The sequence below is a fragment of the Domibacillus sp. F004 genome, assembly GCF_057814295.1.
On sequence record NZ_JBVATB010000002.1, the window covers coordinates 333642 to 360047 of the forward strand.

The following is a 26406-nucleotide window of genomic DNA, read 5'->3' on the forward strand; positions in this document are numbered from 1 at the left end:
GTGGTGATGTTGTCTTTTGCATCAGAAACGAAAAAAGAACTGACCACCATAGAAACGAGCGGATGTTGTGCGAAGTCAGAATTATCCGCGCTCATTCGTATGAATGGCTCGCTGTCATTTTCCAATAGGCAGCTTGTCGTTAATATACAAACAGAAAATGCGGCCATTGCCCGGCGTATTTATGTGTTAATTAAACGAAATTATGAAGCAGTAGTAGAGCTTCTTGTCCGTAAAAAAATGAAATTGAAGAAAAACAATGTCTATATTGTCCGGTTAAAGGAAGCGGCAAAAGAAATACTCGATGACCTTGCTATTGTTGAAAAAGGTTTTTCATTTGTTCATCATATTTCTGATAAAATTATTAACAAGGACTGCTGCCGGCGTGCCTATTTGCGAGGTGCCTTTTTGGCCGGCGGATCTGTCAATAACCCGGAAACATCCTCTTACCATTTAGAAGTGTCTTCTCTCTATCAAGAGCATAACGAAGCACTGTGCGAATTGATGAATCGATTTCATTTAAATGCCAAACCGCTTGAACGAAAAAAAGGGTTTATCACTTATTTGAAAGAAGCCGAAAAAATATCTGATTTCTTTAGCGTTATTGGAGCACATAATGCATTAATGCGTTTTGAAGACGTGCGTATTATTCGGGATATGCGCAATTCTGTAAATCGGCTTGTAAACTGTGAAACAGCGAATTTGAATAAAACGATTGGCGCGGCATTGCGCCAGGTTGAAAATATAAAATATATTGATAAAACGATCGGACTGGGTATATTGCCAGATCGGCTTCGTGAAATTGCAGAACTGCGCGTCCTTCATCAAGATGTGACGTTAAAAGAGCTTGGAGAAATGGTATCAGGAACAACGATTAGCAAATCAGGTATTAATCATCGTCTGCGCAAAATAGATGAAATTGCTAATAAAATTCGAGCTGGAGAGCTTACAGCAGCCGAAAAATAAAAAAAGGAGTGTATAAAATGGTTGAAAAAAAAGTAAGCGTTCAGTTAAAATCAGGACTGCAGGCAAGGCCAGCTGCCTTATTTGTACAGGAAGCAAATCGATTCAGCGCCGAAATTTTTCTTGAAAAAGACGGCAAAAAAATTAATGCTAAAAGCATTATGGGCATTATGAGTCTTGCGCTAGGACGTGGTGCAAGTGTTACGATCAGTGCTGAAGGACGGGAAGAAGCAGAAGCCATCGAAACATTGGCATCCCTTGTGGAACGGGAAGAGTGGGTATAGGAAGCTTAACATCTTTTCGATAGATGCGCATGAATGGACGTCTTCACATAGAAGGCGTCTTTTTTGTTTAATACGCACGTATAGGAGCTGTAAACGTATACGCATGTTCCGAAAGCTTTTTGGTTAAATTAAAAATGAATCTTATGACAAGAGGAGGGAAAATCGGTGGAAAAAGAGAGCACACATGATTTTATCGAAAAATTAAATGATACAAAGAAAAAAGACGAACGGAATAAAAAGAGGCAAGGTAACGGCCATCCCGAAAAAAAATTGCCGACCAAACAGCAATAACTAACCCTTATTGAACTACCCACCACTTAGTTAACGCTTGAAGTGGGGGATTCCTACGAACACCAGTGTATCCACCAGTTATTGAGTAGGCTCTACCCGTAGTCCCTACGGTGAAAGCAAAATATCTTGTACGTTGACTCACCACACGCCCTACTTTAGCTTGGTTTTCGCCACTTCGGTACGTGTGGATACGATTAGAACGTTGAAGATTTTACATGACAGATGAGTTTCCTGTCACCACCTCATATCTTCAGTTTTCAAAGAACAACTTGTACAGAAATACTATACCATACAAACAGGTGTTTCACTACGCAAAAAGGCGATTCATCTCCCACCTATTCATTGGGTCTATTGCCCTTCACATTCCTTGAGGTGGGAGTCTTCTCGCTTAAAATGATAAATAGTAAAAATAACCCCCTTTCATTTTCGTGAAAGGGGGCTGTTCTTTATTCGAATTTTACTTTTTTGGATATCGATTTTGATTTATTCGTTCTCGCTTTGGTCTTAGTTGAGCGAGTTCAGCTAATTCACGGGCATATTCTTCATTTACTGTATTTGATTTTATGTTTAAGTTTTTTGCTGTATGGGCTAAATGTTTTCCGTTGTTACTGCCTGTTTTATGATCGTTTCTTCTCATCATGATTAAGCCCTCCATTCAAATAGTTCGTTCTTTTTAATTGAAGAAGTACTTTTCTTTCTTTTCCTTACGTGTCCGTTGTTCTTTGGTTCGATGCTCTCATGCGTTCTTGAGGATGTGTATTAATGGTGCCGTCTGCTCGTTTGGAAGCAAATTCAGGCTTAGCTCGTGCTTTCCCTGCTTCCCCTTTCATCGATGTAATCGAGAAATTTTTCGCTTTATTCCTCATCATTTCCCCTCCAGACACGTATTAGATGCACGCGTTTCCGCGTATGACTAGTATGGGAAAAGGAAATAAAATTATCACAGGACTCTCCATAAAAATGATGGAAAAAACGCCGTGAATTAGGAACATTTATATAAAAGCGGACACAAAAAGACCATTGTGTCTTAAAAACACAATGGCCATCGTAAACATTGACGCCCTCGGCAGGAATCGAACCTGCATTTCAAGCTTCGGAGGCTTGCGTGCTATCCGTTGCACCACCGATTCATAACGATAAAGGATTCAGCTACTGTTCGTAGGCCTCCACGTTGTTTTATCCGCAGGCGTTTCGCGGTATTCGTTCCGAACGCCTCTTTTCGGTATCATAATAACTGATAAGGCGCATGCTGTCAATGAAGACATAAACGTTGCACGATAAAAAACTAAACAACAAAGAGGAAATTTACGACATGAAGATTTACTGAGGTCGAGAGCTACCGTCATACAGGCGATGAATGGACGCTGGAACACAATGCGACCGAGAGAATTAAGAAAGAAATCGCCGAATGGTCGGCCGACACGGAAAAGACTAAACTACGGCTTTAAAATGGGCAGAAGGCGATCACGCTTCATAAAGAGAGGTTTGCCGTCCTTACATCGGAGTAACAGTGCATAAAAAAAGGCCGCATGAGAGCCGCGGCAAAACAAAAATGTGTAGAAAGGTGTAGATAAGACCATGTATTAAACGTTACCCGCCACGGCGGAAATGTAAACCAATATTTCGAAATTTTTGGAATGGTTACGTAAATATGTAAGAGTTGGGCGCCATTTCAACGATTGAGAACTCCGGGGGGAAGTCGCTGAAATGGCGCTTGATCATTTAAATTAGTATTTCACGAATGAAGCACCAACAATGATTAAAAGAATAAACAACACTACAATCAGCACAAAAGAGCTGCCGTAACCGCCGCTGTAACCACTCATATCATCTCATCTCCTTTACAGAAAGGTAGCGAAGCAATTATATAAATCAATGTTTATTAATTGATCTATAATAATTGTTCTATGTTATAGAGTATGAACAGAGAATCGTATTGGATTAAGCATTTGTCCTCACTGATAATCTTTTTTGTGAAAGAGAATAATAGGTTGACTCGTTTCATTGGCATCACGAAGGTCCTGTCTCGGCCTTCTGCAGAATCAACGTCAGCAAAGGCGCAAGAATGCGCTGAAAGTCGACGCAATCTAACGACATCCAACACGTAACAAATGCAGTCGTGTCAAGGGTTCAAGGCATGTTTGCGTTTTGCGTGTACGTCATTCCTTTTGGTATGGTATGCGTATCGAACGTAAGGAGGAAGTTGCCATGAGCAAGAATAAGAAAAATAAGCTGAAGACACTCGATGAGAAGTTAGCGCAGAAATCGAAAAAGCCTGACTTATTGAACACTGTTCAGTTTAAATGATTCATCCAAGCAATTAACCCTTCCTTTGTAACAAAACCCAGTTCATTAATGTACGTTCATTAAGATCTTCATTATTACGTTTATAAACAATTGCCCTAATGTATTTTCCCGTCAGTCAATCTTGTTAAGTAATGAATACGATTGAATAACTTGTTGGAGTGAATCGAATAATTCCCCCAAGATAGGTCGGAATATATGCCATAACTGCTGTCAAAAACTTCTGAGCGTCATTCGCCAACTGCCGGGGTAAAAAATTCCACAATAATTTTTGAAATCACAGGGGTTAAACGTAGGCAGCTGCCCGTTCCATTACCGTAGAATCGACTGCGGTTATCCTACCGTGGTTTACAGCCATTCAACGTAGGCACAGCACCGTTTGTTGTATTTGTTTAATATAGGAGGAAATTAAAGTAGCCCGCCGGGGATTACTCCATGCGGGTTTCGGTCGCTTCAATACAATTAACGGGTATTGCCGTATTAGCCTTCGCAATTAATTTTATTAAATGGCTGCGATCGATGAGCTTCACGTTGGTTCTATCCGCCAAATTGCAGGCGTTTTTTGTAAACGTATTGTTTGTTATCACCCAAGCTTCGGTTGTACCATAGTAGCCTCTTGCACTGCTCACTTCCTGTATTGCGGACACGCCGACCGTACTTTTATATCTTTTAGCCTGGACAGCGATGGCCCTGCCTTCTTTCCGTAGTATTAAATCCGCGCCGTAATCGCCACTTGCTGGGGTGTATTGAACCTTGTAGCCCATTTTCTCAAACAATACCCCTAAGTAATTCTCGAAATCGGTTCCTTGCATGACATCAATTTCTTTAATACCTAATTCAAGTATTTTTTCCCTTGCTAATTCCTTTGCGTACCAACGGAAACCAAAATATAAAGCAACAATGGCAAGGATAAACATTATAGGCTTGATAAAAAATTCTATATATTCCAGAAGCACCAACGCCATCACTATAACAATAATAGATATTGCAGTTTTATCGTTAAATCCGAATCCCCGCCTTCTTGCCATCAGTGCCAGCTCCCTTATTTACGATTTAATTTCTATTTTTTACGATTACACAGGTATTTATTCAAACAAAAAACGCCGTAATCGCACTGAGCATGGCGTTTCTTTTCGTATTCTTATCGTCGTGGCGCCCAGTTGTTCATGTTACTTTCGAGCCGTAACGTCATTATCTCACTAATATCACTAATACCAAGAGCTGTAGCAATCCGTTCTATTCCTTCTCGTAATACTGAATTGTGTAAGGTGATAGCCCTTTAAGGCGGGAATGTTTATAAAACGACTCGGCAACGTCCCAATAATTCAACGGTTGCTTGGTCGCGCGGATGGGTTTTCGGAGTGCTGCGGTGGTCTTTTCATGGCGGAATGGCCTCCTCGCTGTTTTAGCGTAGGCGTATCGGGGGTAGTAGAATACCGGAGTGAAACGAAAAAAGTCCCTACGTTTAAATAACGTAGAGACTTACTATCCTTATCGTATGACGCCCTCGGCAGGAATCGAACCTGCATTTCAAGCTTCGGAGGCTTGCGTGCTATCCGTTGCACCACGAGGGCATTAACAGTACATTTCAAAATTATAGAGGAATGCAGCAATAAATGCAATCTTTAATTGAAAAAACATTCACAAATAGAAAAAAAACGTTGTTTAGCAGGAATTCTACAGGGAAAAGAAGAAAACGTACACAACAGCAGAGCATTATATTTGACCATCATTGACCTTAAATTGTATGATGATTGTACAGAACAACAATTAAAAGGAGGAACCATTTATGAATTTAATTCCTACAGTTATTGAACAAACGAACCGTGGCGAGCGTGCGTACGATATTTATTCTCGTCTGTTGAAAGACCGTATCATTATGCTTGGCAGCGGGATTGATGATAACGTGGCAAACTCAATTGTCGCGCAGCTTCTTTTCCTTGAAGCCGAAAACCCTGAAAAAGACATTTCAATATACATAAACAGTCCGGGCGGCAGTATTACAGCCGGTATGGCGATTTATGACACGATGCAATTTATTAAACCGGACGTACAGACAATCTGTATTGGTATGGCTGCATCAATGGGTGCGTTCCTGCTTGCAGCGGGTACGAAAGGAAAACGTTATGCGCTTCCGAACAGTGAAGTCATGATACATCAGCCGCTCGGCGGTGCACAAGGTCAGGCGACGGAAATTGAAATTGCGGCAAAACGCATTTTATTCCTTCGTGAAAAGTTGAATGGTATTTTGTCAGAGCGTACAGGTCAACCGCTCGAAGTCATTTCACGCGATACAGACCGCGATAACTTTATGACGGCCGAGCGTGCGAGAGAATATGGTCTCGTCGATCATATCGTGACACGCAGCGAAGCAGCAACTAAAAAGAACTAAGAGGAAGGCCTGCATCCAAGCAGGTCTTTTTTTTTTTTGCGTCTATCTGTATAATAGGCAGGAAGGGGGAGACACAGATGGATAGGCAGATGAAACCCGGTTTGTGGCAGCAGCAGTCAATTAAGCTTGCCATGACGCAGGAATTGACACAGGCGATTGCACTTCTTCGATATTCGACGCAAGAATTGACTGAATTTTTGGAATCGAAAGTAGTGGAAAATCCGTTCATTCAGCTTGAAGTGCCGGAATTGAAAGCGCTTAATAAAAAAAGTCGGTCACATAGTTTAAGAGACCGATCAGAAGATAGAAACTGGATTGAACATATTCCGGATTCTACTTATACAATTATTGATCATTTGAATACTCAATTTCAATTGATCAAATTAACAAAATTACAGAAACAAATTCTTGATTTTTTACTTCATAATATAGATGAAAACGGATACATGGAAATGAACGAGACGGATGCTGCTAGACAGCTTGCTGTAGAAAAGAAGGAAGTCACTCATATGATGAATATGATTAAGAGGATGGAACCTGTGGGTGTTGGTGCACGGGATTTGCGCGAGTGTTTATTAATGCAAATTGAAAACCGCCTAGATGGGCCATTCCTTGCCGAAGTCATACTACGTGATCATTTTATTGAATTTGCCAATAAAACGTGGAAACCGCTTGCTAAAAAACTAGGTGTGGAAATGAATGAAATCCAACAAGCAGCTGATTTCATTAAAACATTGAATCCGAAGCCTGCTGCCTGTTTTCACTGTGCTTCATCATCGTATGTTCATCCAGATCTAGCTGTCCAAGTGGCTGGTGAAAAGATTGAAGTTCATCTTTTGGAAGATGATTTACCAAAAGTCGTTTTTCAGCGGGACTATTTTGATAAAATGGCTGTCCATTCTGATAGAGATATGAAAAAGTTTATAAAGGACAAAGAGAAGGACTATCAATGGCTATTAAAAAGCTTGAAGCAGCGTCAGCAAACGATTCAGCGTGTTGGACTGAAGATTGTTGAAAAGCAACGGGCTTTTTTCTTTGAAGGGCCCGGCTCTTTACAGCCGCTGACAATGAAAGAAGTGGCAGAAGAGCTCCATATTCATGAGTCGACGGTTAGCCGGACGGTGAGGGAAAAATATATGCAGACGCCTTTTGGAACATACGAATTGAAATTTTTCTTTCCGTCTGGGCTGGCAGCTGCACAGTCAGATGGGGAAACAACGTCATCCAATCAAGTAAAAGCGCGTATGGAAGCACTTGTATTAACTGAAGATAAAAGAAAACCAATGTCTGATCAAGCGATTTGTACTATACTAGAAGAAGAAGGAATGACGGTTTCAAGACGAACGGTAGCTAAATACAGGGAACAGCTTCAAATCCCGTCATCGGCGAAGCGGAAAAGATATGATTGAGGTGAAGGACGTGGATGTTTATTTTTATACGCGGCCAAATTGTCATTTATGCGAAGAGGCAAAAGTGGTTATACAGCATGTGAAAGACGAAATGGATTTCACGCTGTATGAGCGGAATATCGATGAGCGCGATGAGTGGACAGCGGAGTATGGATTAATGATTCCCGTGATAGAATGCGGCGGGGAGATGATCCAATACGGACGCATTGACTATTTCACAGTCTTTACAAAACTAAAACAAAACCTTAACAAATAAATAAAAAATAAAAATGGTATCTTTCATTGATTTTTGAATAGCACCCTGCTACAATAATTTTGAAGGCAGGGAAATTTTTTTCGGGTAAGTGGGACGCATTAAGTTTTTGATGGGACGAAACAAAACCCGAAAACCGAAGAGGAGCGCCGAATATGAAACCGATCTTAAGTATTCAACAGCAGCTCGTACCGGACCTGCTTGACGTAATGCAAAAACGCTATCGACTTTTGCAAGCTGTCAGAATTGCGGGAACGGCGGGACGAAGAACATTAGCCCAGTCGCTTGGCATGACTGAGCGTGTTGTGAGAAGCGAAGCGGAGTTTTTGAAAGAACGTGGATTACTTGATTTTAGTGCAGCAGGCATGAAAATGACGGAAACAGGTATGGACATTGTGAGAGAGTTAGAAGAAATGATGCTCGAATTAAGGGGCATTGATGCGATGGCAGAAGAACTAAGGAACCGCTACAATTTGTCGAATGTCGTCATTCTTCCGGGCAACTGTGATGAATCAGCCTTTGTGAAGAAAGCAATTGGGGATGCATGTGCAAGCCGAATAAAGAGTCATCTTAGTGGGGAAACTATCATTGCTGTAACAGGTGGCTCAACGATGGCAGAAGTAGCACGGACAATGAAACCGGATTTCGCGGAAGGAAAGCAAGTATTGTTTGTGCCGGCACGGGGCGGAATTGGTGACGATGTCCGCAATGAAGCCAATACCGTTGCTGCTTTAATGGCACAAAATACGAACAGTTCGCACCGTGTCTTGTACGCACCAGAGCGAATCAGCCCCGATGTGCGAGAGTCACTTCTTCAAGAGCCGGCTATTAAAGAAGCGGTTAACATGATTCAATCAGCAGATATTGTCCTTCACGGTGTCGGTGATGCCCTTGCAATGGCTAAAAGGCGTAAAACACCAGATGCTGAATTAGCTAATTTGGAAGAGAAGGAAGCCATTGCAGAAGCATTTGGCTACTATTTCAACAAAGATGGCGATGTAATTCAGAAATTGTCGACAATCGGGTTGAAACTAGATGATTTACAACGTGCAAAAGTCGTCATTGCAGCAGCAGGCGGCGCTTCAAAGGGAAGTGCGATTCGTTCTTATTTAAACGGATCACCCAAACTGGATATACTTGTCACGGATGAAGCAGCAGCACGAGTGCTGCTGGAGCAATCATAACTTACATACATTTTAGGAGGAACTAACTCATGACAGTAAAAATTGGAATTAACGGATTTGGACGTATTGGACGCCTTGTTTTTCGCGCAGCTCTTAAAAACCCGGAAGTGAACGTAGTAGCAATCAATGACCTTACAGATGCAAACATGCTTGCGCATCTATTGAAATATGATTCCGTTCATGGAGCTCTTGATGCAGAGGTAACAGTTGACGGCGACACAATCGTGGTAAACGGAGAGCGTGTAAAAGTAACAGCTGAGCGTGAACCTGCGAAAATTCCTTGGGGTGCAGCTGGCGCTGACATCGTTGTAGAATCGACTGGCCGTTTCACAAAACGTGCAGACGCTGCGAAACATCTTGAAGGAGGAGCTAAAAAAGTCATCATCTCTGCTCCAGCATCCGGTGAAGATATTACAATCGTTATGGGTGTAAATGAAGATAAATACGATCCAGCAAATCATGATGTTCTTTCAAATGCATCTTGTACAACAAACGGTCTGGCTCCATTTGCAAAAGTATTAAATGACAAGTTTGGTATCGTACGCGGAATGATGACAACGATTCACTCGTACACGAATGATCAACAAGTTCTAGACTTGCCGCATGCAGACTACCGTCGCGCACGTGCAGCAGCTGTAAATGTTATTCCGACAACAACGGGTGCAGCGAAAGCCGTTGCTCTTGTAATCCCTGAGCTAAAAGGTAAATTAAACGGTATGTCTATGCGTGTTCCAACACCAAACGTATCTGTTGTCGACCTTGTTGCTGAACTTAAAACAGATGTTACGGCTGAACAAGTAAACGAAGTACTTAAAGCGGCATCTGAAGGTGAATTGAAAGGCATTTTAGCATACAATGAACTTCCGCTTGTATCTTCTGATTATAACGGCACGACTGCATCTTCTACAATCGATGCGCTTTCTACAATGATTATAGAAGGCAACATGGTGAAAGTGATCTCTTGGTACGATAATGAGAACGGCTACTCTAATCGCGTAGTAGATCTTGCTCAATACATTCATTCAAAAGGTCTTTAATAAAAAGATACTGTTTTTTCAGACTAATAGTTGGAAAATAACGGTTCACCGTCTATAATGAAGAAGTGAAACGGGGAGAGGGGTACAATCCCTGCTCCCCGTTTTTATTTAAATAACCCCTATTTACGCTTTTAATTACAACTGGAGGTCTTTTTAATGAACAAGAAAACGATTAAAGATCTGGATCTGAAAGGAAAGCGTGTCTTTTGCCGCGTTGATTTTAATGTGCCAATGAAAGACGGCGCAGTGACAGACGATACACGCATTCGCGCAGCTCTTCCAACGATTCAATATTTGTCAGAGAAAGGCGCAAAAGTGATTTTAGCAAGTCACCTGGGCCGTCCAAAAGGTGAAGTAAATGAAGAAATGCGTCTTACAGCTGCGGGTAAACGCCTGGAAGAATTGCTAGGACAATCAGTTACAAAAACAGACGAGGCGTATGGCGACAGCGTAAAAGAAGCTATTTCACGTTTGGATGAGGGTGATGTCCTTCTTCTTGAAAACGTCCGCTTCTACAAAGGGGAAGAAAAGAACGACGATGAGCTTGCAAAGCAATTTGCTGAACTTGCTGATGTATATGTCAATGATGCGTTTGGGGCAGCTCACCGCGCACATGCATCAACAGAAGGAATCGCGAAATATTTGCCATCTGCAACCGGTTTTTTAGTGCAAAAAGAATTGGATGTTCTTGGAAAAGCATTGTCTGAGCCTGAACGTCCTTTCACCGCGATTATCGGCGGTGCGAAAGTCAAAGATAAAATCGGTGTGATCGATCATCTGCTTGATAAAGTGGACAACTTGATTATCGGCGGCGGACTTGCGTATACATTTGTAAAAGCGCAAGGATATGAAGTTGGTAAATCACTACTTGAAGAAGATAAACTGGAGCTTGCGAAACAGTTTATGAAAAAAGCAGAAGAAAAAGGCGTGAAATTTTTAATGCCTGTTGATGTGACAGTTGCTGATGATTTTGGCGAACATGCGAATACGAAAATCGTTCCAATCAGTGAAATTCCGGCAGACTGGGAAGCGCTTGATATTGGTCCGAAAACAATTGAGCTTTACAAAGAAACCATTCAAGAGTCTAAACTTGTCATTTGGAATGGTCCGATGGGTGTATTTGAAATTGATAAGTTCGCAACAGGAACAAAAGGAGTTGCACAAGCGCTTGCAGATTCGGATGCTTATTCAATTATCGGCGGCGGTGATTCAGCAGCAGCTGTTGAAAAATTTGGTCTTGCAGGCGAAATGAGTCATATATCTACAGGCGGCGGAGCAAGCCTTGAATTTATGGAAGGAAAGGCTCTTCCAGGCGTAGAGGCAATTGACGAAAAATAAATCACGGATTTTAAGGGGGATTTTTTAACATGCGTAAACCTATCATTGCAGGAAACTGGAAAATGAATAAAACATTAGTCGAAGCACTTGAATTTGCAAATAGTGTAAAAGAAAAAGTACCGGCGTCCGCTACTGTTGACAGTGTTATCGGTGCACCAGCACTTTTCTTAGGACAGCTTGTTGAAGCGGTTGAAGGCACAGATGTGAAAATTAGCGCGCAAAATGCACATTTTGAAGAAAGCGGTGCATTCACAGGTGAAACAAGCTTGAAAGCGCTCGCTGATTTAGGCGTTTCTTACGTTATTATCGGCCACTCTGAGCGTCGTGAAATGTTCAATGAAACAGATGAATCCGTAAACAAAAAAGCACGTGCAGCATTTAAACACGGTATCGTTCCAATTGTATGCTGTGGTGAAACGCTTGAGCAGCGCGAAGCAGGCGAAACGAACGATTTTGTAGCCGGTCAAATTAAAGCAGCGCTTGAAGGTTTAACAGAAGAGCAAGTAAGCAATACCGTTATTGCATACGAGCCAATCTGGGCAATTGGTACAGGCAGATCTTCTTCTGCACAAGATGCCAACGAAGTATGTGCGCATATTCGTGAAACAGTGCGCGGTCTTTATTCAGAAAAATCTGCTGATTCAGTCCGCATTCAATACGGAGGCAGCGTAAAACCTGAAAACATTGCTGAGTATATGGCAGAGCCGGATATCGACGGAGCACTTGTTGGCGGCGCAAGCTTAGATGCAGCTTCTTATTTGGCACTATTGGAGGCTGTGAGCAATGGCTAAAGGACCGGTAGCGCTTATTATTCTCGACGGGTTTGCTTGTCGGGAAGAAACAAGCGGAAATGCGGTCGCACAGGCGGAAAAACCAAATTTCGACCGTTACTGGAATAAATTCCCGAATACACATTTAATAGCAAGCGGTGAAGCAGTCGGTCTTCCGGAAGGCCAGATGGGTAACTCGGAAGTCGGCCATATGAATATCGGTGCCGGCCGTATTGTCTATCAAAGCTTAACGCGTATTAACATCGCGATTCGCGATGGTGAGTTTTTTGATAACGAACAGTTTTTACAAGCAGCGGCATATGCAAAAGAAAATGGCACAGCTCTTCACTTATTTGGTTTGCTCTCAGATGGCGGAGTACATAGTCATATTGAACATTTAAAAGCATTGCTTGAATTTGCGAAGCGTCAAGACGTTAAAGATGTATACGTTCACGCCTTTTTAGATGGCCGTGACGTTGGACCTCAAACAGCAAAAGGCTATATTGAAGATGTACAAGCGAAAATGGATGAACTCGGTGTTGGCCAGTTTGCAACGATTTCCGGCCGCTACTATGCGATGGATCGCGACAATCGCTGGGATCGCGTTGAAAAAGTATATCAGGCCATTGTTTACAATGAAGCGCCAATGTTTGAAGACCCCATTGAAGCATTAGAGGCTTCCTATGCGGCAGGTATACACGATGAGTTTTTTGTACCTGTTGTTATTAAAGGAAAGAGCGGAGAAACGATTGCGAAAGTGAAAGACAAGGATGCGGTCATTTTCTTTAACTTCCGTCCAGACCGTGCGATTCAGCTCGCCAATGTATTTACAAATGAAATGTTTCGTGAGTTTAACCGGGGCGATAAACAGCCGAAAGACTTATTTTTTGTGTGCATGACACCGTACAGCGAATCCGTAAAAGGTGTGATTGCCTATAATAAAACGGACTTGTCGAATACAGTAGGTGAAGTTCTTTCAAAACATAAGCTCCGCCAACTCCGCATTGCGGAGACGGAAAAATATCCACATGTCACGTTCTTTATGAGCGGTGGCCGTGAAGGTGAATTTCCAGGTGAAACACGCATTTTGATCAATTCGCCAAAAGTGGCAACATACGATTTGAAACCGGAAATGAGTGCATATGAGTTGACGGACGCGTTGCTTGCAGAAATTGAAGGGGACAAACAGGATGTGATTATTTTAAACTTTGCCAACCCGGATATGGTCGGTCATTCCGGATTGCTGGAGCCGACAATTAAAGCCATTGAAACGGTTGATCAATGTTTAGGCCGAATAGTAGACTTAATCTTGTCAAAAGGCGGGACAGCGATTATTACGGCGGATCATGGGAATGCTGATGAAGTCGTGACGATCGAAGGCAAACCAATGACAGCCCATACAACAAATCCGGTGCCGGTGATCATCACAAAAGAAGGCATCGCTTTGCGAAACGGCGGTATTTTAGGCGACTTGGCACCGACAATGCTTGATTTATTAAATATCGAACAACCGGCTGAAATGACCGGAAAAACTATTATTGAAAATTAAAGGAGAGAAAAAACAATGCCAGTAATTACAGATGTGTATGCACGCGAAGTACTTGATTCACGCGGAAATCCAACAATTGAAGTAGAAGTATATACAGAGTCCGGTGCATTTGGCCGTGCGCTCGTTCCTTCAGGCGCTTCAACAGGTGAATATGAAGCTGTTGAACTTCGTGATGGCGACAAAAGCCGTTACCTTGGAAAAGGCGTTGAGCAAGCTGTTAAAAACGTAAATGAAACGATCGCTCCTGAAATCGTTGGCAGTTTCGTTGTAACGGATCAAATGGGCATTGATAAAGCGATGATTGAGCTTGACGGTACAGAAAACAAAGGGAAACTAGGCGCCAATGCCATTCTTGGTGTATCTATGGCCGTTGCACATGCAGCAGCAGATTATCATGGTGTATACCTTTATGAATACCTTGGCGGTGTAAACGGTAAGCAGCTCCCAGTTCCAATGATGAACATTGTGAATGGCGGGGAACATGCGGATAACAATGTGGACATTCAAGAGTTTATGGTTATGCCGGTTGGCGCACCAACATTTAAAGAAGCCCTTCGCATGGGTGCTGAAATTTTCCATAACTTGAAAGCTGTTTTACAAGAAAAAGGTTTGAACACAGCAGTAGGTGATGAAGGTGGATTTGCGCCAAACCTTGGCTCAAACGAAGAAGCTCTTCAAACGATTATCGAAGCAATTGAAAGAGCAGGCTATAAACCAGGTGAAGAAGTCAAACTAGCTATGGATGCTGCCTCTTCTGAGTTCTACAACAAAGACGACGGTAAATACCATCTTTCCGGTGAAGGTGTTGTGAAAACATCGGCTGAAATGGTTGATTGGTATGAAGAAATGGCAAACAAATATCCAATTATTTCAATTGAAGACGGTTTGGATGAAAACGACTGGGAAGGCCACAAGCTATTGACGGAGCGCCTTGGCGATCGTGTACAGCTTGTTGGGGATGATCTTTTCGTGACAAATACGAAAAAATTGTCTGAAGGTATTAAAAACGGTGTAGGAAACTCGATCCTCATTAAAGTAAATCAAATTGGTACCTTAACTGAAACATTTGATGCAATTGAAATGGCGAAACGTGCCGGCTACACAGCCGTTATCTCTCACCGTTCTGGTGAAACAGAAGATGCAACGATTGCGGACATCGCTGTTGCAACCAATGCTGGGCAAATTAAAACAGGTGCTCCATCACGTACGGATCGTGTGGCAAAATACAATCAGCTTCTTCGCATTGAAGACAACCTAGCGGATCTTGCACAGTATCTTGGAAATGACACATTCTACAATTTGAAAAAATCAGAGTAAACAGGAAGTCCGGGCGGCCGCCCGGACTTTTTGCTTAGACATTTTCAATAAAAGGCAGATTATGATATAATGCGGTTATCTACACGTTCGTTAATGGAGGTAAGTAAATACATGCATACATTGATTTTAGTGCTGCTCATCATTGTTTCAATCGCACTCATTGCTGTTGTTCTTTTGCAGTCAGGAAAAAGCGGGGGATTATCCGGTGCAATTTCCGGTGGTGCGGAGCAGTTGTTTGGCAAACAAAAAGCGCGCGGAATTGATCTTGTGTTTCATCGTCTAACCGTAGTCCTATCCGTGCTGTTTTTCGTTTTAACGATTGCGCTCTCTTATTTTGATTTGTAATAAAAAGGCGATTCAGCGGAATCGCCTTTTTTTTTTCGGGTTCACAAGACAAAAGAAAGGAAATTATTTATATGAGACTCTCCATACCTAAACCATTTACCTTTGAATCAGGAAAACGAGCGGTTCTTTTGCTGCACGGATTTACAGGTAATTCTGCTGATGTACGCATGATTGGGCGTTTTCTTGAGAAAAATGGATATACATCGCACGCGCCACACTACAAAGGACATGCGGTCCCGCCCGAAGAGTTAGTAAAAACAGGCCCTGCAGACTGGTGGCAGGATGTTGAAGCCGGTTACAATCACCTGTTGAATAGGGGCTATGAAGAAATTGCCGTCTGTGGGCTGTCGCTCGGCGGTGTTTTTGCCCTCAAACTCGGTTATACTAAACCTGTAAAGGGTATTATTTCAATGTGTGCGCCGATGTCGATGGAAGATGAGGCGACGATGTATAATGGTGTTGTCGAGTACGCGCGTGGCTTTAAAAAATTTGAAGGGAAATCAGCGCAGATCATTGAAGAAGAAATAGAAGCATTTAAACAAACACCAATGAAAACGCTGAATGCTTTACATGAGTTAGTTCAAGATGTCCGAAACCACATCGACCATATTTACGCACCGACATTTGTCGTACAGGCACGCTTGGATAAAATGATTGATACGAACAGTGCACATATCATTTTTGACAGTGTGGAAACAGATGAAAAGCAAATAAAATGGTATGAACAATCCGGTCACGTCATTACGCTTGATAAAGAAAAAGAGCAGCTGCATGAAGACATTCTCAACTTTCTTGACCGTCTTGACTGGACCGTGTAAACCGAAATGGAGGGGTCTCCCAAATGGATCAGCACATACAAGAAAATGTCGACCGCTTGTTGACATACATGAAAGAAGAATCGTATAAGCCGCTCACCGTGCAGGAACTGGAAGAAGTACTTGGTATTGAAGGATCAGACGGTTTCCGTGACTTTGTAAAGTCCCTTGTGTATATGGAAGAACGCGGCCTTGTTGTTAGAACACGTGCGAATCGGTATGGGCTGCCCGAGAAAATGAATCTTGTGCGCGGGAAAATTTCCGGCCATGCGAAAGGCTTTGCTTTTTTGATACCTGATGAGCAAGGTGTGGATGACGTCTTTATTCCGCCGCATGAAATAAATGGAGCGTTAAATGGCGACACCGCACTTGTGAGAGTAACGAAAGAAGATCAAAGTGGAACGCGGCGTGAAGGCACAGTCATCCGTATTTTAGAGCGCGGCAAGACAGATATCGTCGGGACGTTCATCGACAAAAAAAGCTTTGGTTTTGTGGAAACAGATGATAAAAAATTCAACGTTGATATTTTTATTCCGAAAGAAAAAACAGCGGGTGCAGTTGATGGACATAAAGTCGTTGTTCATATTACGCGCTGGCCTGAAGGCAGACAATCGGCTGAAGGGGAAGTGATCGAAATTATCGGTCATAAAAATGACCCGGGTGTCGATATTATGTCAATTATTTATAAACATGGATTGCCTCAGGAGTTTCCGGATGATGTAATAGAACAGGCAAATAGCGTACCGGAACAAATTGAGGAACAAGATATAAAAGGGCGGCGTGATCTTCGGGATGAGGTTATTGTAACGATTGACGGCGCTGATGCGAAAGACCTTGATGATGCCGTCAATGTCACGAAACTGGAAAACGGAAATTACAAGCTCGGTGTTCATATTGCTGACGTTAGTCATTACGTAACCGAAAATTCCCCCATTGACCGTGAAGGATATGAGCGAGGGACCAGTGTGTACTTGGTGGACCGTGTGATTCCGATGATCCCGCACCGTCTTTCAAATGGGATCTGTTCATTAAATCCAAAAGTGGACCGGTTGACATTATCATGTGAGATGGAAATTAATGCAGCAGGCGAAGTTGTCACCCATGAAATTTTTGACAGTGTGATTCGTACAACAGAGCGGATGACGTACTCGGATGTGAACGCGATTTTAGTGGACAAAGATGAAGAGCTGCGTGCAAAATATGAGCCGCTTGTCCCCTTATTTGAACGAATGGAAGAGTTAGCCGAAATTTTGCGGAATAAACGGACTGAGCGCGGTGCGATTGACTTTGATTTTAAAGAAGCGAAAGTCATTGTGGAGGAAGACGGACATCCAGTGGATGTTATTATACGTGAGCGTTCCGTCGGTGAAAAGCTCATTGAAGAGTTTATGCTGGCAGCCAATGAAACAGTCGCCGAGCATTTTCACTGGATGGATGTGCCATTCCTTTACCGGATTCATGAAGATCCGAAAGAAGAAAAATTGCAGCGCTTTTTTGAGTTTTTAACGAACTTTGGCTTAAATGTAAAAGGAACAGCTAATTCTGTTCATCCGCGTGCGCTGCAAGCCATTATTGAAGGGGTAAAAGGAACGCCAGAGGAAACCGTTATTTCAACCGTTATGCTTCGTTCTATGCAACAGGCAAAATATAATCCGAACAGTCTTGGCCATTTCGGTTTGGCAACGGAATTTTACACACATTTTACATCGCCGATTCGCCGTTATCCGGATTTGATTGTTCACCGCCTCATTCGAACGTATTTAATTAATGGGGATCTTACGCGGCAAACGAAGGAGAAATGGGATGCAAGGCTATCGGAAATTGCCGATCATACCTCCAGTATGGAACGCCGTGCGGTCGAAGCTGAGCGTGATACGGATGAGCTGAAAAAAGCGGAATACATGCTTGATAAAATTGGTGAAGAATACGATGGTGTTATTAGTTCTGTAACGAATTTCGGGATGTTTGTGGCGCTTGATAATACAATTGAAGGGCTCGTTCATGTGTCCTACATGACAGATGATTATTATCGTTATGATGAACGTCATTTTGCAATGATCGGTGAGCGGACTGGAAATGTATTCCGAATTGGTGATGAAATTACAGTGCGCGTTCGTGACGTGAATAAAGAAGAACAGTCCGTTGATTTTGAAATTGTCGGCATGAAAAAACAGCGTGAGCGTCCAAAGCGTGAAGATATGGCCCGTTCGAAAAAACCGCGCGGCCGTGGCAAAAAGGAACGGCCAGAAGGAAAAGAGATCAAACCAGAGAAAAAAACGGCGCGTTCTGATGGGAAAAACAGCGGCGGTGAATGGTCAACACAGTCATCTGTGAAAAAGAAAAGAAAACGCAAATTTTATGAAGGTGTACCAAAGAAAAAGAAGCAGAAGTAAAAAAGTGAGGGGAACGAACCAATGCCAAAGGGAGAAGGAAAAGTGATTGCGCAAAATAAAAAAGCGCGTCATGACTATTTTATTGAAGAAACATATGAAGCAGGCATGGTGCTGTTAGGAACTGAAATTAAAGCAATCCGTGCGGGACGAGTGAATTTAAAAGATTCATTCGCCCGCATTCGGAATGGCGAATTATTTGTTCACAACATGCACGTCAGCCCGTATGAGCAGGGGAATATTCATAATCATGACCCAATCCGTACGAGGAAGCTTCTTTTGCATCGAAAACAGATTAATACGCTGATCGGTGAAACGAAAGAAGCAGGGTATTCGATTGTGCCGCTTAAAATTTATTTGAAAGACGGCTATGCCAAAATGCTGATCGGCCTTGCAAAAGGGAAAAAGAAATATGATAAACGTGAAGACTTGAAGCAGAAAGAAGCGAAGCGCGATATTGACCGTGCATTCCGTGATCGTCAAAAAGGTTGATTAGATGATCATTCTATGTTAGAATGAATCTTGTCACAAAAAAAGCAGAACAATCAGCTGCAACTTTAATCCGGGGACGTTACGGATTCGACAGGGGTAGTTCGAGCCTGGGCTGCGGGTCAGAGGGTCGGCTCTGTCAAAACGCACTTGCCTATAATAACTGGCAAACAACAAACACAACTACAAGCTGCCTAATTAAATTTAGGTTAGCCTGTGCTCCTCCCGCTGTTGTCCGTGCAGTCGGATCAGGGGCCCACTTTAAGCGGACTACGCTCGATTCCTCCGTCTGGGGATGACAGAAGAGAACAATCAGACTGGCTGATCCAAAGGCCTGCCGTTCGGCAAATGGATCAGCGAGACATTAAATAGTACGGCTACACCCGTAGACGCTCAGGTGCCGTTATCTTTGGACGCGGGTTCGACTCCCGCCGTCTCCACCAAATACATACTAAATATGTCCTGGTGGATTCTTTTATAAAAGAAAGCATAACATGTCTTGTAAAAGGACAAGTTATGCTTTCTTTTTTTATTCTTCATTTTGTAAAACTGTTTCTTCTGTCTTGCCTGCAAGCTTTACATCCGAATGATAGGCTGCCCGGCAAATAAGGTGCCCCGCAACGGGTGCGGTTAAATATAAAAAGACAATGCCGAGCACAAGCCGAACACTTATATAATGTTCGGTAGACCAGAAAAAAAGAAATACGCCTGTTAGCGTGAGTAAAACGGCAAGTGTTGAACTTTTTGTTCCGGCGTGTGAACGAGTATACACATCAGGCAAAATGACCATCCCATAAGCACTGATGACAGCGGCAATACTTCCAAGTAACACCATCAAGGCAGCGATCAATTCAACGATCTCGTTTCCGGTCAATGATGACCCCCCTCTCAATATATTTTGAAAAGGCGATGGTGCTAATAAAAGCGAGAATCGCGATAATCAAAATAACTTCCAAATACGCTTTCGTCTGTAAAACGACACTTAGCACTGCGACAATAGAAATAAGATTAACACCGATCACATCGAACGCGACAATACGATCCGGCAGCGTCGGTCCTTTTAAAATGCGGAAAAGCACAAGCAGAATGGCGATGCAAAACAGAACGATTGCGGTTACGAATATGAGGTTAATCATGGACAAGACACCTCCAAAATCACTTTTTCATACATCTGAATCGATTTTAATAACATTGGTTTCGAATCTTTCACATCCATGGCGTGAATCGTAAGCACATTCCCTTCCGGTGAAATGCGCAGGACGACAGAGCCAGGCGTTAAGATGATGAGAAGAGCAAGTGCTGTTACTTCCCAATCACTCTGAAGTTTTGTTTTATACAATAAAACCCCCGGTTCAAACGTCTTGCTTGGAATTAAAATTTGTTTCATGATCAATAGGCTGGAAGTGAAAAGCTCATAGTTAAAAATGAAGATTAATTTTACTATGGAAAAGACACGCTTCAAATAAAAGGGTGTTCCGAAAAAACGATGCATCAAAAACAAAATGAAGATACCAATTAAAAAACCGGATAAAAAGGTGGGGACTTCAATTGCATCTTCATCTTTTAAGAAGACCCACAAAACGGCGATTAATAAGTTTAAAAGAAATTGCAAATACATCTTATTCCACCTCCTTTATGAACAAACCAATCAATCATTGTTTAGCGCCCCCTCGATGTAAAGATGCGGGTTCGTTAACACGTTTGCGGCTTCTGTTACATAAGGGGAAACAGCACCCATGCCTAAACCTAATCCTATTGTGAACAGGGCTAAAAGAAGACAAGGAGCTAACATTCCTTTTGATAAATACACTTCGTTCTTTTTAAGAATCGATGTTTCGCCCCAAAACATATGCAAAAAGATGCGCAGCAGCGAATACAGTACGAACAAACTTGATAAAAAGGCTATCGAAACCATTACATATTCACCGGCGACAAGGGCTCCTTTTCCAATTAAAAGCTTACCGACAAACCCGCTGAATGGAGGGACACCCCCTAAAGATAGAAGAGTGATGAGGAAAATCCACCCAAAAAGCGGGTAGTTTGTCATTAAACCGCTCGCTTCATTAAATCTTGTTTTCCCCGTCAAATAAATCACTGTTCCGATCATCAGAAATAATAATCCTTTCACGAGAATATCATGTACGAGGTAATAGATGGAGCCTTGAATCGATTCTACGTTATTGGAAGCCAGTCCGACTAAAATAAATCCAATGGCAATAATAACGTTGTACGCTGCGATTTTTCGCACATCTCTATACGCAATGGCCCCGATGCTGCCTCCAATCATCGTGATCATCGCCATCACGCCAATGATCGTATGGGTAATTGATGGCTCATGGTAAAACAATAAAGTGAAGGAGCGGAATAATGCATACACGCCTACTTTTGTCAGCAGCGCTGCAAATAGGGCGGAGACTGCTGTAGGCAATGCTCCATAAGAACCAGGGAGCCAGAAATAAAGAACTAACCCTGCTTTGAGGGAAAAAACGATCAAAAACAAAATGCTGATCGTTGTCAGCAGCGGAGGCTGTCCCGCTTCTGCAATACGCTGGGATAAATGAGCCATATTCAGCGTTCCGAGCGTACCGTATAAATAGGCAATCCCCAGCAAGAAGAGCCAGGAAGACAAAATGTTAATTAAAATGTATTTAATTCCTTCTGTCAGCTGCTTTTTCTCACTTCCAAGTGTCATTAATACGTAAGAGGCAAGAAGCATCACTTCAAAACAAACAAATAAATTAAATAAGTCCCCTGTTAAAAATGCCCCATTAACGCCGGCGATCAGCAATAATAAAAAGGGGTATAAAAAGAACTTTTCTCTTTTTTCATCTTTGGCAAAAGCAGCATACAATAAGCAAAGAATAGTCACAAGTGAAGATGTTGTGACGAGCAGCATCGCAAACGCATCCGCTACAAAGGTAATACCGAATGGCGGTGCCCATTCTCCGAAATTCAGACGTAAGATGCCTTCATCCATCACTTTTTCTAAAATCCAAAGACTGATTAGAAATACGACGGCCATTGTCACCACACTGCCCCATCGTTGAACGTTCGGACTTGAACGAAAGAAAAGCAATAAAACAGCAGCGATGATCGGGAGGATCATAGGAAATACTAAAATGTTATTCATCATTCGTCCCTCTCATTTCGTGCAAATTATCTGTTCCCGTGCTTTGGTACGTACGATACATAAGAGTAAGGAAAAACGCAGTGACGGCAAAACTGATGACAATGGCCGTTAAGATGAGGGCTTGTGGAAGTGCGTCCACATAAGTGTCAACTTTCCCCCCTAAAATAGGCACGCCTCCTTTTTTTAATCCGCCCATTGTCATGAGCAGCAGATGGATAGCATGAGAAAGAATGGCGCTGCCTAATACGACTCGAATCACATTTTTTGAGAGGAGCAAGTAAGTGGCAACAGAGACAAGTACACCGACTAAAAGAGTAATCATCGTTTCCATCTTACACATCCTCACTTATACTGACCATGATCGTGATGACGACACCAACAACACCTAATGCAACACCTGATTCAAATAATGTGACGGTTGCAAGCTCGGTCTTCCCGAAAACAGGGAGATCGAAGTAGGCAAAAGATTGGCTTAAAAACGAACTTCCGAATAGAAGGGAACCCATGCCAGTGAAGATCGCGATCAAAACACCTGCAGCTGCAACCAGTTTATAATCGAGTGGAATTCCTGCATTGACGGATTCCACATCAAAGGCTAAATACAAAAGGACGAAAGCGGATGATAAAGTAAGTCCGCCGATAAATCCGCCGCCTGGATTGTGATGTCCTGATAAAAATAAATAAACACCAAATGTTAAAATAATGAATACAGCGACTTTTGATACGGTTTGTAAAATGACATCATTTTCAATCAATTTTATCCCCTCCTTGTGGTGCTTTTAATTTGACGAGAGTGTAGACGCCGATGCCCGCTATAAACAGAACGACTACTTCTAGCATCGTATCGAAGGCACGGAAATCTCCTAAAATAGAATTGACGATATTTCGTCCACCTGCCAGTTCATATGAGTCTTTAAAATAGCTAGAGATCGATTCAAATAATTTGTTTCCCTGCACAGATAACGCAATCAATACCGTTAGCGCACCCATGCCGATGGAAATGACGATTTTAGGAAAACGGACTTTCCATGAACGATCCTCTTTTGACCACTCAGGCAAATGATGGAAGCAAAGGAGAAATAAGACGGTTGTAACGGTTTCAACGACAAGTTGCGTCAGTGCAAGGTCCGGTGCCCTAAATAGGACAAAGAACACGGCGATCGAATAACCAAGAACACCGTTTAATAACGTAGCGGTCATGCGGGACTTCGCAAAAAGAATGCCGATTGCTGCGATGCTCATGATCCCGACAAAGATCCCTTCATATAAAGTGACTGGCGCATCGTTAGAAGGATCAAAGACGATGCTCCCTGATAGAAAGAGTGTGCCGCCTGCCACGAGCAAGAGAAAACCAAAGATATAATAAAGATAGTTTGGCAAAAATCCTGTCATATAACGGTCTGTTGCTTTTTTTGCTCCGCTTTCGCTAGTCGCCAACATCCACTGATACCCGCGATCAAGACTCCGGTTCACAGGAAATAAATCATAAATAACATTCCAGAAGCGATAGGTTTTCAGGAGAATAATTCCAAGGATGACAACGCCTGCTGTCATCCATAACTCTGCGTTGAATCCATGCCAGGCAGAGATTTCAGGAATGAACCCTTCCATGTTGCGATACGTAGGAAGAATGCCGTTCATTGCGGGTGTGAGTAAGTATTTACTTAACAGGTTCGGGAAGAAAAACAAGAGAATGACGAACGTACACAGTATAGCCGGCGATAATAACATTCCTATCGATGCTTCGTGCGGATCTTTCTCCAGCCTTTCACGGCGATACGGTCCGAGGAAGGTCCGGAAGACGATCATCATGGAATAAATGAAAGTGAAAATACTTCCTACCCAGGCGATGATCGGAAATAAGAGACCCCATGTATCCATAGAAAAAATCGACATTTCATTGGCTGTTAATACAGCGGTAAAAAACATTTCTTTACTTAAAAAACCATTAAATGGCGGCAGTCCGGCCATTGAAAAACTGCCAATGACCGATAAGGTGAACGTAATCGGCATGAGGGAAAGTAAGCCGCCTAGTTTACGGACATCCCTTGTCCCTACTCCATGATCGACAATCCCGACCACCATGAAAAGCGCGCCTTTAAACATGGCGTGATTGACAAGGTGAAAAAGAGCCGCAAAGATCGCATAGGTATAAATGATGGAATCGGTAGAAGCGCCTCCCTGCAGCGCTGCAGATCCGAGGCCAAATAAAGACATCATTAACCCTAATTGGCTAATTGTCGAATAGGCGAGCAGTGCTTTTAAATCATTTTGTCTAACAGCTGTAAAGGAACCCCAAAACATCGTGAATATGCCTACACCGCTCACAAGCCAGAACCAGGTCGCTTCGCCGCCAAAAACAGGTGTAAAGCGGGCGACTAAAAATAATCCTGCTTTGACCATCGTTGCAGAGTGCAAATAGGCACTGACTGGAGTTGGTGCTTCCATTGCATCCGGCAGCCAGATATGGAATGGAAATTGGGCCGATTTCGTAAAGGCGCCAAGCAAGATTAACACTAAAGCTGGAACAAATAAGTCGTGATCTTGAACCAGGTCTCGCATTGCAATGATTTCTTGCACACTGTTTGTCGCGGTCATCACTTGCAGCATGATGAACCCGACAAGCATGGCAATACCGCCCCCGACCGTAATCAAAAAGGATTTTTGAGCACCATAACGGGATTTTTTCCGGCGGAACCAAAAGGCAATAAGTAAGAATGAAGAAATACTTGTTAATTCCCAGAATAGGTACAGCACCATTAAGTTATCAGATAACACAACTCCGAGCATTGCCCCCATGAAGAGCAGTAAGTAAGCGTAGAAATGGGAAAGGGATTCCTTTTCTTTCGATAAATAAAAAATGGAATACAGAACGACTAAGCTTCCAATCCCTGTAATTAATAAGGTGAAAATGAGACTGAGACCATCTAAATAAACAGCAAAATGGAGGTCTAATGCTCGAATCCAGGCGACAGAGCCTGTGATCGTTTTATTGGCGGAAATCACTGGGATTTTTGAAACGAAAAAACTAAATAATAGGATGGGGACGGCAAGTACTACCCATCCAAGATGCAGTTTTGGGAATTGTCTCCCGATGATCGGGATCAGAAAAGCGGTTAAAATAGGGATGAGAATAAAAGCATGAATCGAAATCAAACAAGTTCCTCCTTACTTTTTTGATATCATTTATGTCGTGAAAGAATGTAATCAGTTTTAAAACCGAACTTGATTAAAAAACAATTATTTCCTTGTAAGCAATGATAAATTGGGGAATATAAATAAAGTAAAATACCATTAAAAAATTTAGGGGTTGAAATTTCGAAAACTCCGTTATATTCTAATCATTTGGGACACAAAAATATCTTTTCGTATTTGTTTTCATTTCAGGACTTAAACATATATAAAGTGAACAAAAGTTATCAAAAATGATATATAGAGGTGTAATTGTTATGAAAAAATTGAGAGCTCGCATGGATGAGAGTATTTTAGTCTGTGTATATTATGGGCCGAATGGTGAGCGTCTAATTAAGCGCGGATGCAAACTGGCAAATATGCTTGATTGTCCGCTTTACATTCTGACGGTTGATTCGCTGCCTCAAGAAGAATTAAGTGCAGACAAAGCCGCTTATATTGATCGATGGAAAGCTCTCGCGGAAGAGCACGATGCGGAAGAGTTAATCATCCGCGACAATGAAAAGAGAGCACCTGTAAAAGTGATTGCTGAAGTTGCCCGTGAATTAAATATTACCCAAATTATTTTGGGGCAGTCCCCTCAAAGTCGTTGGGAAGAAATTAAAAAGGGATCTTTTGTCAACACTTTATTACGTGAAATCTCATTTGTCGATTTTCATATTGTGTCGATCGACCGCTCTGTTGAAGACGAGGACAATCTTTTTGATAACGGAACAAGAGCTTATTTAGTAAAATCCAATGAAGAATACCGCATTAGCTTTATCTATTCTGATGAAGTCATTCATGAAGGAATCTTTTACAAAGAAACCGGGACGGATTTTAATAATGGTGTATTCAAATTCATTAAAGACAATAAAACGTGTCAACTTCATGTAACTGACGATCGAATTACAGAGCCTACTTCTATTCACGCGTCTATTAAGGAAGAGATCTTTAAACATAAAGAATAAAAGAAAA

Annotated in this window: 28 protein-coding genes, 1 tRNA gene and 1 other RNA gene; 18 read left to right on the forward strand and 12 right to left on the reverse strand. The window is 42.3% G+C overall.

The window, feature by feature from the left end; translation table 11 throughout:
• The first annotated feature begins 9 nt into the window (after positions 1-9).
• The 3 genes from whiA (at position 10) to ACZYRN_RS07170 (ending at position 1535) form a co-directional block, all read left to right on the forward strand.
• The gene (whiA, locus tag ACZYRN_RS07160; protein WP_488910841.1) at positions 10-963 is read left to right on the forward strand and encodes a DNA-binding protein WhiA; all 954 of its coding nucleotides are present in this window, start codon (positions 10-12) and stop codon (positions 961-963) included.
• A gap of 17 nt (positions 964-980) precedes the next feature.
• Positions 981-1244, forward strand: a complete 264-nt coding sequence (locus tag ACZYRN_RS07165) for an HPr family phosphocarrier protein (RefSeq protein WP_488910842.1) — start codon at positions 981-983, stop codon at positions 1242-1244.
• Between the two features lie 165 nt (positions 1245-1409).
• Positions 1410-1535 (forward strand): DUF4023 domain-containing protein, encoded by a 126-nt coding sequence (locus ACZYRN_RS07170; protein WP_488910843.1) that lies wholly within the window; start codon positions 1410-1412, stop codon positions 1533-1535.
• 457 nt (positions 1536-1992) lie between these two features.
• On the opposite strand, the gene ACZYRN_RS07175 is transcribed toward ACZYRN_RS07170, so the two are convergent.
• The 5 genes from ACZYRN_RS07175 to ACZYRN_RS07195 all read right to left on the reverse strand — a co-directional run bounded on the left by ACZYRN_RS07175 (position 1993) and on the right by ACZYRN_RS07195 (position 5413).
• Entirely contained in the window at positions 1993-2175 is a 183-nt protein-coding gene (locus tag ACZYRN_RS07175; protein ID WP_488910844.1) for a hypothetical protein, read from the reverse strand.
• A gap of 64 nt (positions 2176-2239) precedes the next feature.
• Positions 2240-2401 carry a small, acid-soluble spore protein K gene (gene sspK, locus ACZYRN_RS07180; protein ID WP_488910845.1) on the reverse strand — a complete coding sequence of 54 codons (162 nt, stop codon included), beginning with the start codon at positions 2399-2401 and terminating at the stop codon, positions 2240-2242.
• Between the two features lie 861 nt (positions 2402-3262).
• Entirely contained in the window at positions 3263-3361 is a 99-nt protein-coding gene (locus ACZYRN_RS07185; protein ID WP_488910846.1) for a YjcZ family sporulation protein, read from the reverse strand.
• A gap of 906 nt (positions 3362-4267) precedes the next feature.
• Positions 4268-4867, reverse strand: coding sequence for a restriction endonuclease (locus ACZYRN_RS07190; RefSeq protein ID WP_488910847.1), 600 nt, complete (start codon positions 4865-4867; stop codon positions 4268-4270).
• A gap of 474 nt (positions 4868-5341) precedes the next feature.
• Positions 5342-5413, reverse strand: a tRNA-Arg gene (locus ACZYRN_RS07195).
• Positions 5414-5628: 215 nt separating this feature from the next.
• On the opposite strand from ACZYRN_RS07195, the gene clpP reads away from it, so the two are divergent.
• From clpP to ssrA, 14 genes are all read left to right on the forward strand, one after another.
• The gene (clpP, locus tag ACZYRN_RS07200) at positions 5629-6231 is read left to right on the forward strand and encodes an ATP-dependent Clp endopeptidase proteolytic subunit ClpP (RefSeq protein WP_488910848.1); all 603 of its coding nucleotides are present in this window, start codon (positions 5629-5631) and stop codon (positions 6229-6231) included.
• Between the two features lie 77 nt (positions 6232-6308).
• The gene (rpoN, locus tag ACZYRN_RS07205; RefSeq protein WP_488910849.1) at positions 6309-7640 is read left to right on the forward strand and encodes an RNA polymerase factor sigma-54; all 1332 of its coding nucleotides are present in this window, start codon (positions 6309-6311) and stop codon (positions 7638-7640) included.
• Positions 7633-7896, forward strand: a complete 264-nt coding sequence (locus ACZYRN_RS07210) for a glutaredoxin family protein (protein WP_488910850.1) — start codon at positions 7633-7635, stop codon at positions 7894-7896. The genes rpoN and ACZYRN_RS07210 overlap by 8 nt, the downstream gene beginning before the upstream one ends.
• A gap of 152 nt (positions 7897-8048) precedes the next feature.
• On the forward strand, positions 8049-9077 hold the full coding sequence (locus ACZYRN_RS07215) for a sugar-binding transcriptional regulator (protein ID WP_488910851.1): 1029 nt from the start codon (positions 8049-8051) through the stop codon (positions 9075-9077).
• 29 nt (positions 9078-9106) lie between these two features.
• Complete coding sequence (gene gap / locus ACZYRN_RS07220) at positions 9107-10114, forward strand: type I glyceraldehyde-3-phosphate dehydrogenase (RefSeq protein WP_488910852.1); 1008 nt, start codon at positions 9107-9109, stop codon at positions 10112-10114.
• A 156-nt stretch (positions 10115-10270) separates the two neighbouring features.
• A complete protein-coding gene (locus tag ACZYRN_RS07225) occupies positions 10271-11452 on the forward strand; it encodes a phosphoglycerate kinase (RefSeq protein WP_488910853.1) in 1182 nt (393 codons plus the stop codon).
• A 29-nt stretch (positions 11453-11481) separates the two neighbouring features.
• On the forward strand, positions 11482-12243 hold the full coding sequence (tpiA, locus tag ACZYRN_RS07230) for a triose-phosphate isomerase (protein WP_488910854.1): 762 nt from the start codon (positions 11482-11484) through the stop codon (positions 12241-12243).
• Positions 12236-13771 carry a 2,3-bisphosphoglycerate-independent phosphoglycerate mutase gene (gene gpmI / locus ACZYRN_RS07235; protein ID WP_488910855.1) on the forward strand — a complete coding sequence of 512 codons (1536 nt, stop codon included), beginning with the start codon at positions 12236-12238 and terminating at the stop codon, positions 13769-13771. Before tpiA ends, gpmI begins: the two co-directional genes overlap by 8 nt.
• Before the next feature lie 15 nt (positions 13772-13786).
• Positions 13787-15088 carry a phosphopyruvate hydratase gene (gene eno / locus ACZYRN_RS07240; RefSeq protein ID WP_488910856.1) on the forward strand — a complete coding sequence of 434 codons (1302 nt, stop codon included), beginning with the start codon at positions 13787-13789 and terminating at the stop codon, positions 15086-15088.
• 111 nt (positions 15089-15199) lie between these two features.
• A complete protein-coding gene (secG, locus tag ACZYRN_RS07245; RefSeq protein ID WP_488910857.1) occupies positions 15200-15433 on the forward strand; it encodes a preprotein translocase subunit SecG in 234 nt (77 codons plus the stop codon).
• A gap of 71 nt (positions 15434-15504) precedes the next feature.
• The gene (locus ACZYRN_RS07250; RefSeq protein WP_488910858.1) at positions 15505-16251 is read left to right on the forward strand and encodes an alpha/beta hydrolase; all 747 of its coding nucleotides are present in this window, start codon (positions 15505-15507) and stop codon (positions 16249-16251) included.
• 23 nt (positions 16252-16274) lie between these two features.
• Positions 16275-18641: a ribonuclease R gene (rnr, locus tag ACZYRN_RS07255; RefSeq protein ID WP_488910859.1), complete on the forward strand. Its 2367-nt coding sequence runs from the start codon at positions 16275-16277 to the stop codon at positions 18639-18641.
• A 21-nt stretch (positions 18642-18662) separates the two neighbouring features.
• Positions 18663-19130 carry an SsrA-binding protein SmpB gene (gene smpB, locus ACZYRN_RS07260; RefSeq protein ID WP_488910860.1) on the forward strand — a complete coding sequence of 156 codons (468 nt, stop codon included), beginning with the start codon at positions 18663-18665 and terminating at the stop codon, positions 19128-19130.
• Between the two features lie 72 nt (positions 19131-19202).
• Positions 19203-19570, forward strand: a transfer-messenger RNA (tmRNA) gene (ssrA, locus tag ACZYRN_RS07265).
• Positions 19571-19656: 86 nt separating this feature from the next.
• Here the strand turns inward: ssrA and ACZYRN_RS07270 are convergent.
• From ACZYRN_RS07270 to ACZYRN_RS07300, 7 genes are read right to left on the reverse strand one after another with little or no spacing between them, the layout of a single operon-like run.
• Entirely contained in the window at positions 19657-20001 is a 345-nt protein-coding gene (locus tag ACZYRN_RS07270; protein ID WP_488910861.1) for a Na+/H+ antiporter subunit G, read from the reverse strand.
• Positions 19979-20263, reverse strand: coding sequence for a Na(+)/H(+) antiporter subunit F1 (locus tag ACZYRN_RS07275; protein ID WP_488910862.1), 285 nt, complete (start codon positions 20261-20263; stop codon positions 19979-19981). The genes ACZYRN_RS07270 and ACZYRN_RS07275 overlap by 23 nt, the downstream gene beginning before the upstream one ends.
• Positions 20260-20745 (reverse strand): Na+/H+ antiporter subunit E, encoded by a 486-nt coding sequence (locus tag ACZYRN_RS07280; RefSeq protein ID WP_488910863.1) that lies wholly within the window; start codon positions 20743-20745, stop codon positions 20260-20262. The genes ACZYRN_RS07275 and ACZYRN_RS07280 overlap by 4 nt, the downstream gene beginning before the upstream one ends.
• 30 nt (positions 20746-20775) lie before the next feature.
• Positions 20776-22257 (reverse strand): Na+/H+ antiporter subunit D, encoded by a 1482-nt coding sequence (locus ACZYRN_RS07285; protein WP_488910864.1) that lies wholly within the window; start codon positions 22255-22257, stop codon positions 20776-20778.
• Positions 22250-22588, reverse strand: coding sequence for a Na(+)/H(+) antiporter subunit C (locus tag ACZYRN_RS07290; RefSeq protein WP_488910865.1), 339 nt, complete (start codon positions 22586-22588; stop codon positions 22250-22252). The genes ACZYRN_RS07285 and ACZYRN_RS07290 overlap by 8 nt, the downstream gene beginning before the upstream one ends.
• A 1-nt stretch (position 22589) precedes the next feature.
• Positions 22590-23012 carry a Na(+)/H(+) antiporter subunit B gene (locus ACZYRN_RS07295; protein WP_488910866.1) on the reverse strand — a complete coding sequence of 141 codons (423 nt, stop codon included), beginning with the start codon at positions 23010-23012 and terminating at the stop codon, positions 22590-22592.
• Positions 23005-25413: a Na+/H+ antiporter subunit A gene (locus ACZYRN_RS07300; protein WP_488910867.1), complete on the reverse strand. Its 2409-nt coding sequence runs from the start codon at positions 25411-25413 to the stop codon at positions 23005-23007. Before ACZYRN_RS07300 ends, ACZYRN_RS07295 begins: the two co-directional genes overlap by 8 nt.
• Positions 25414-25706: 293 nt before the next feature.
• On the opposite strand from ACZYRN_RS07300, the gene ACZYRN_RS07305 reads away from it, so the two are divergent.
• Positions 25707-26399 carry a universal stress protein gene (locus ACZYRN_RS07305; RefSeq protein ID WP_488910868.1) on the forward strand — a complete coding sequence of 231 codons (693 nt, stop codon included), beginning with the start codon at positions 25707-25709 and terminating at the stop codon, positions 26397-26399.
• Positions 26400-26406: the final 7 nt, after the last annotated feature.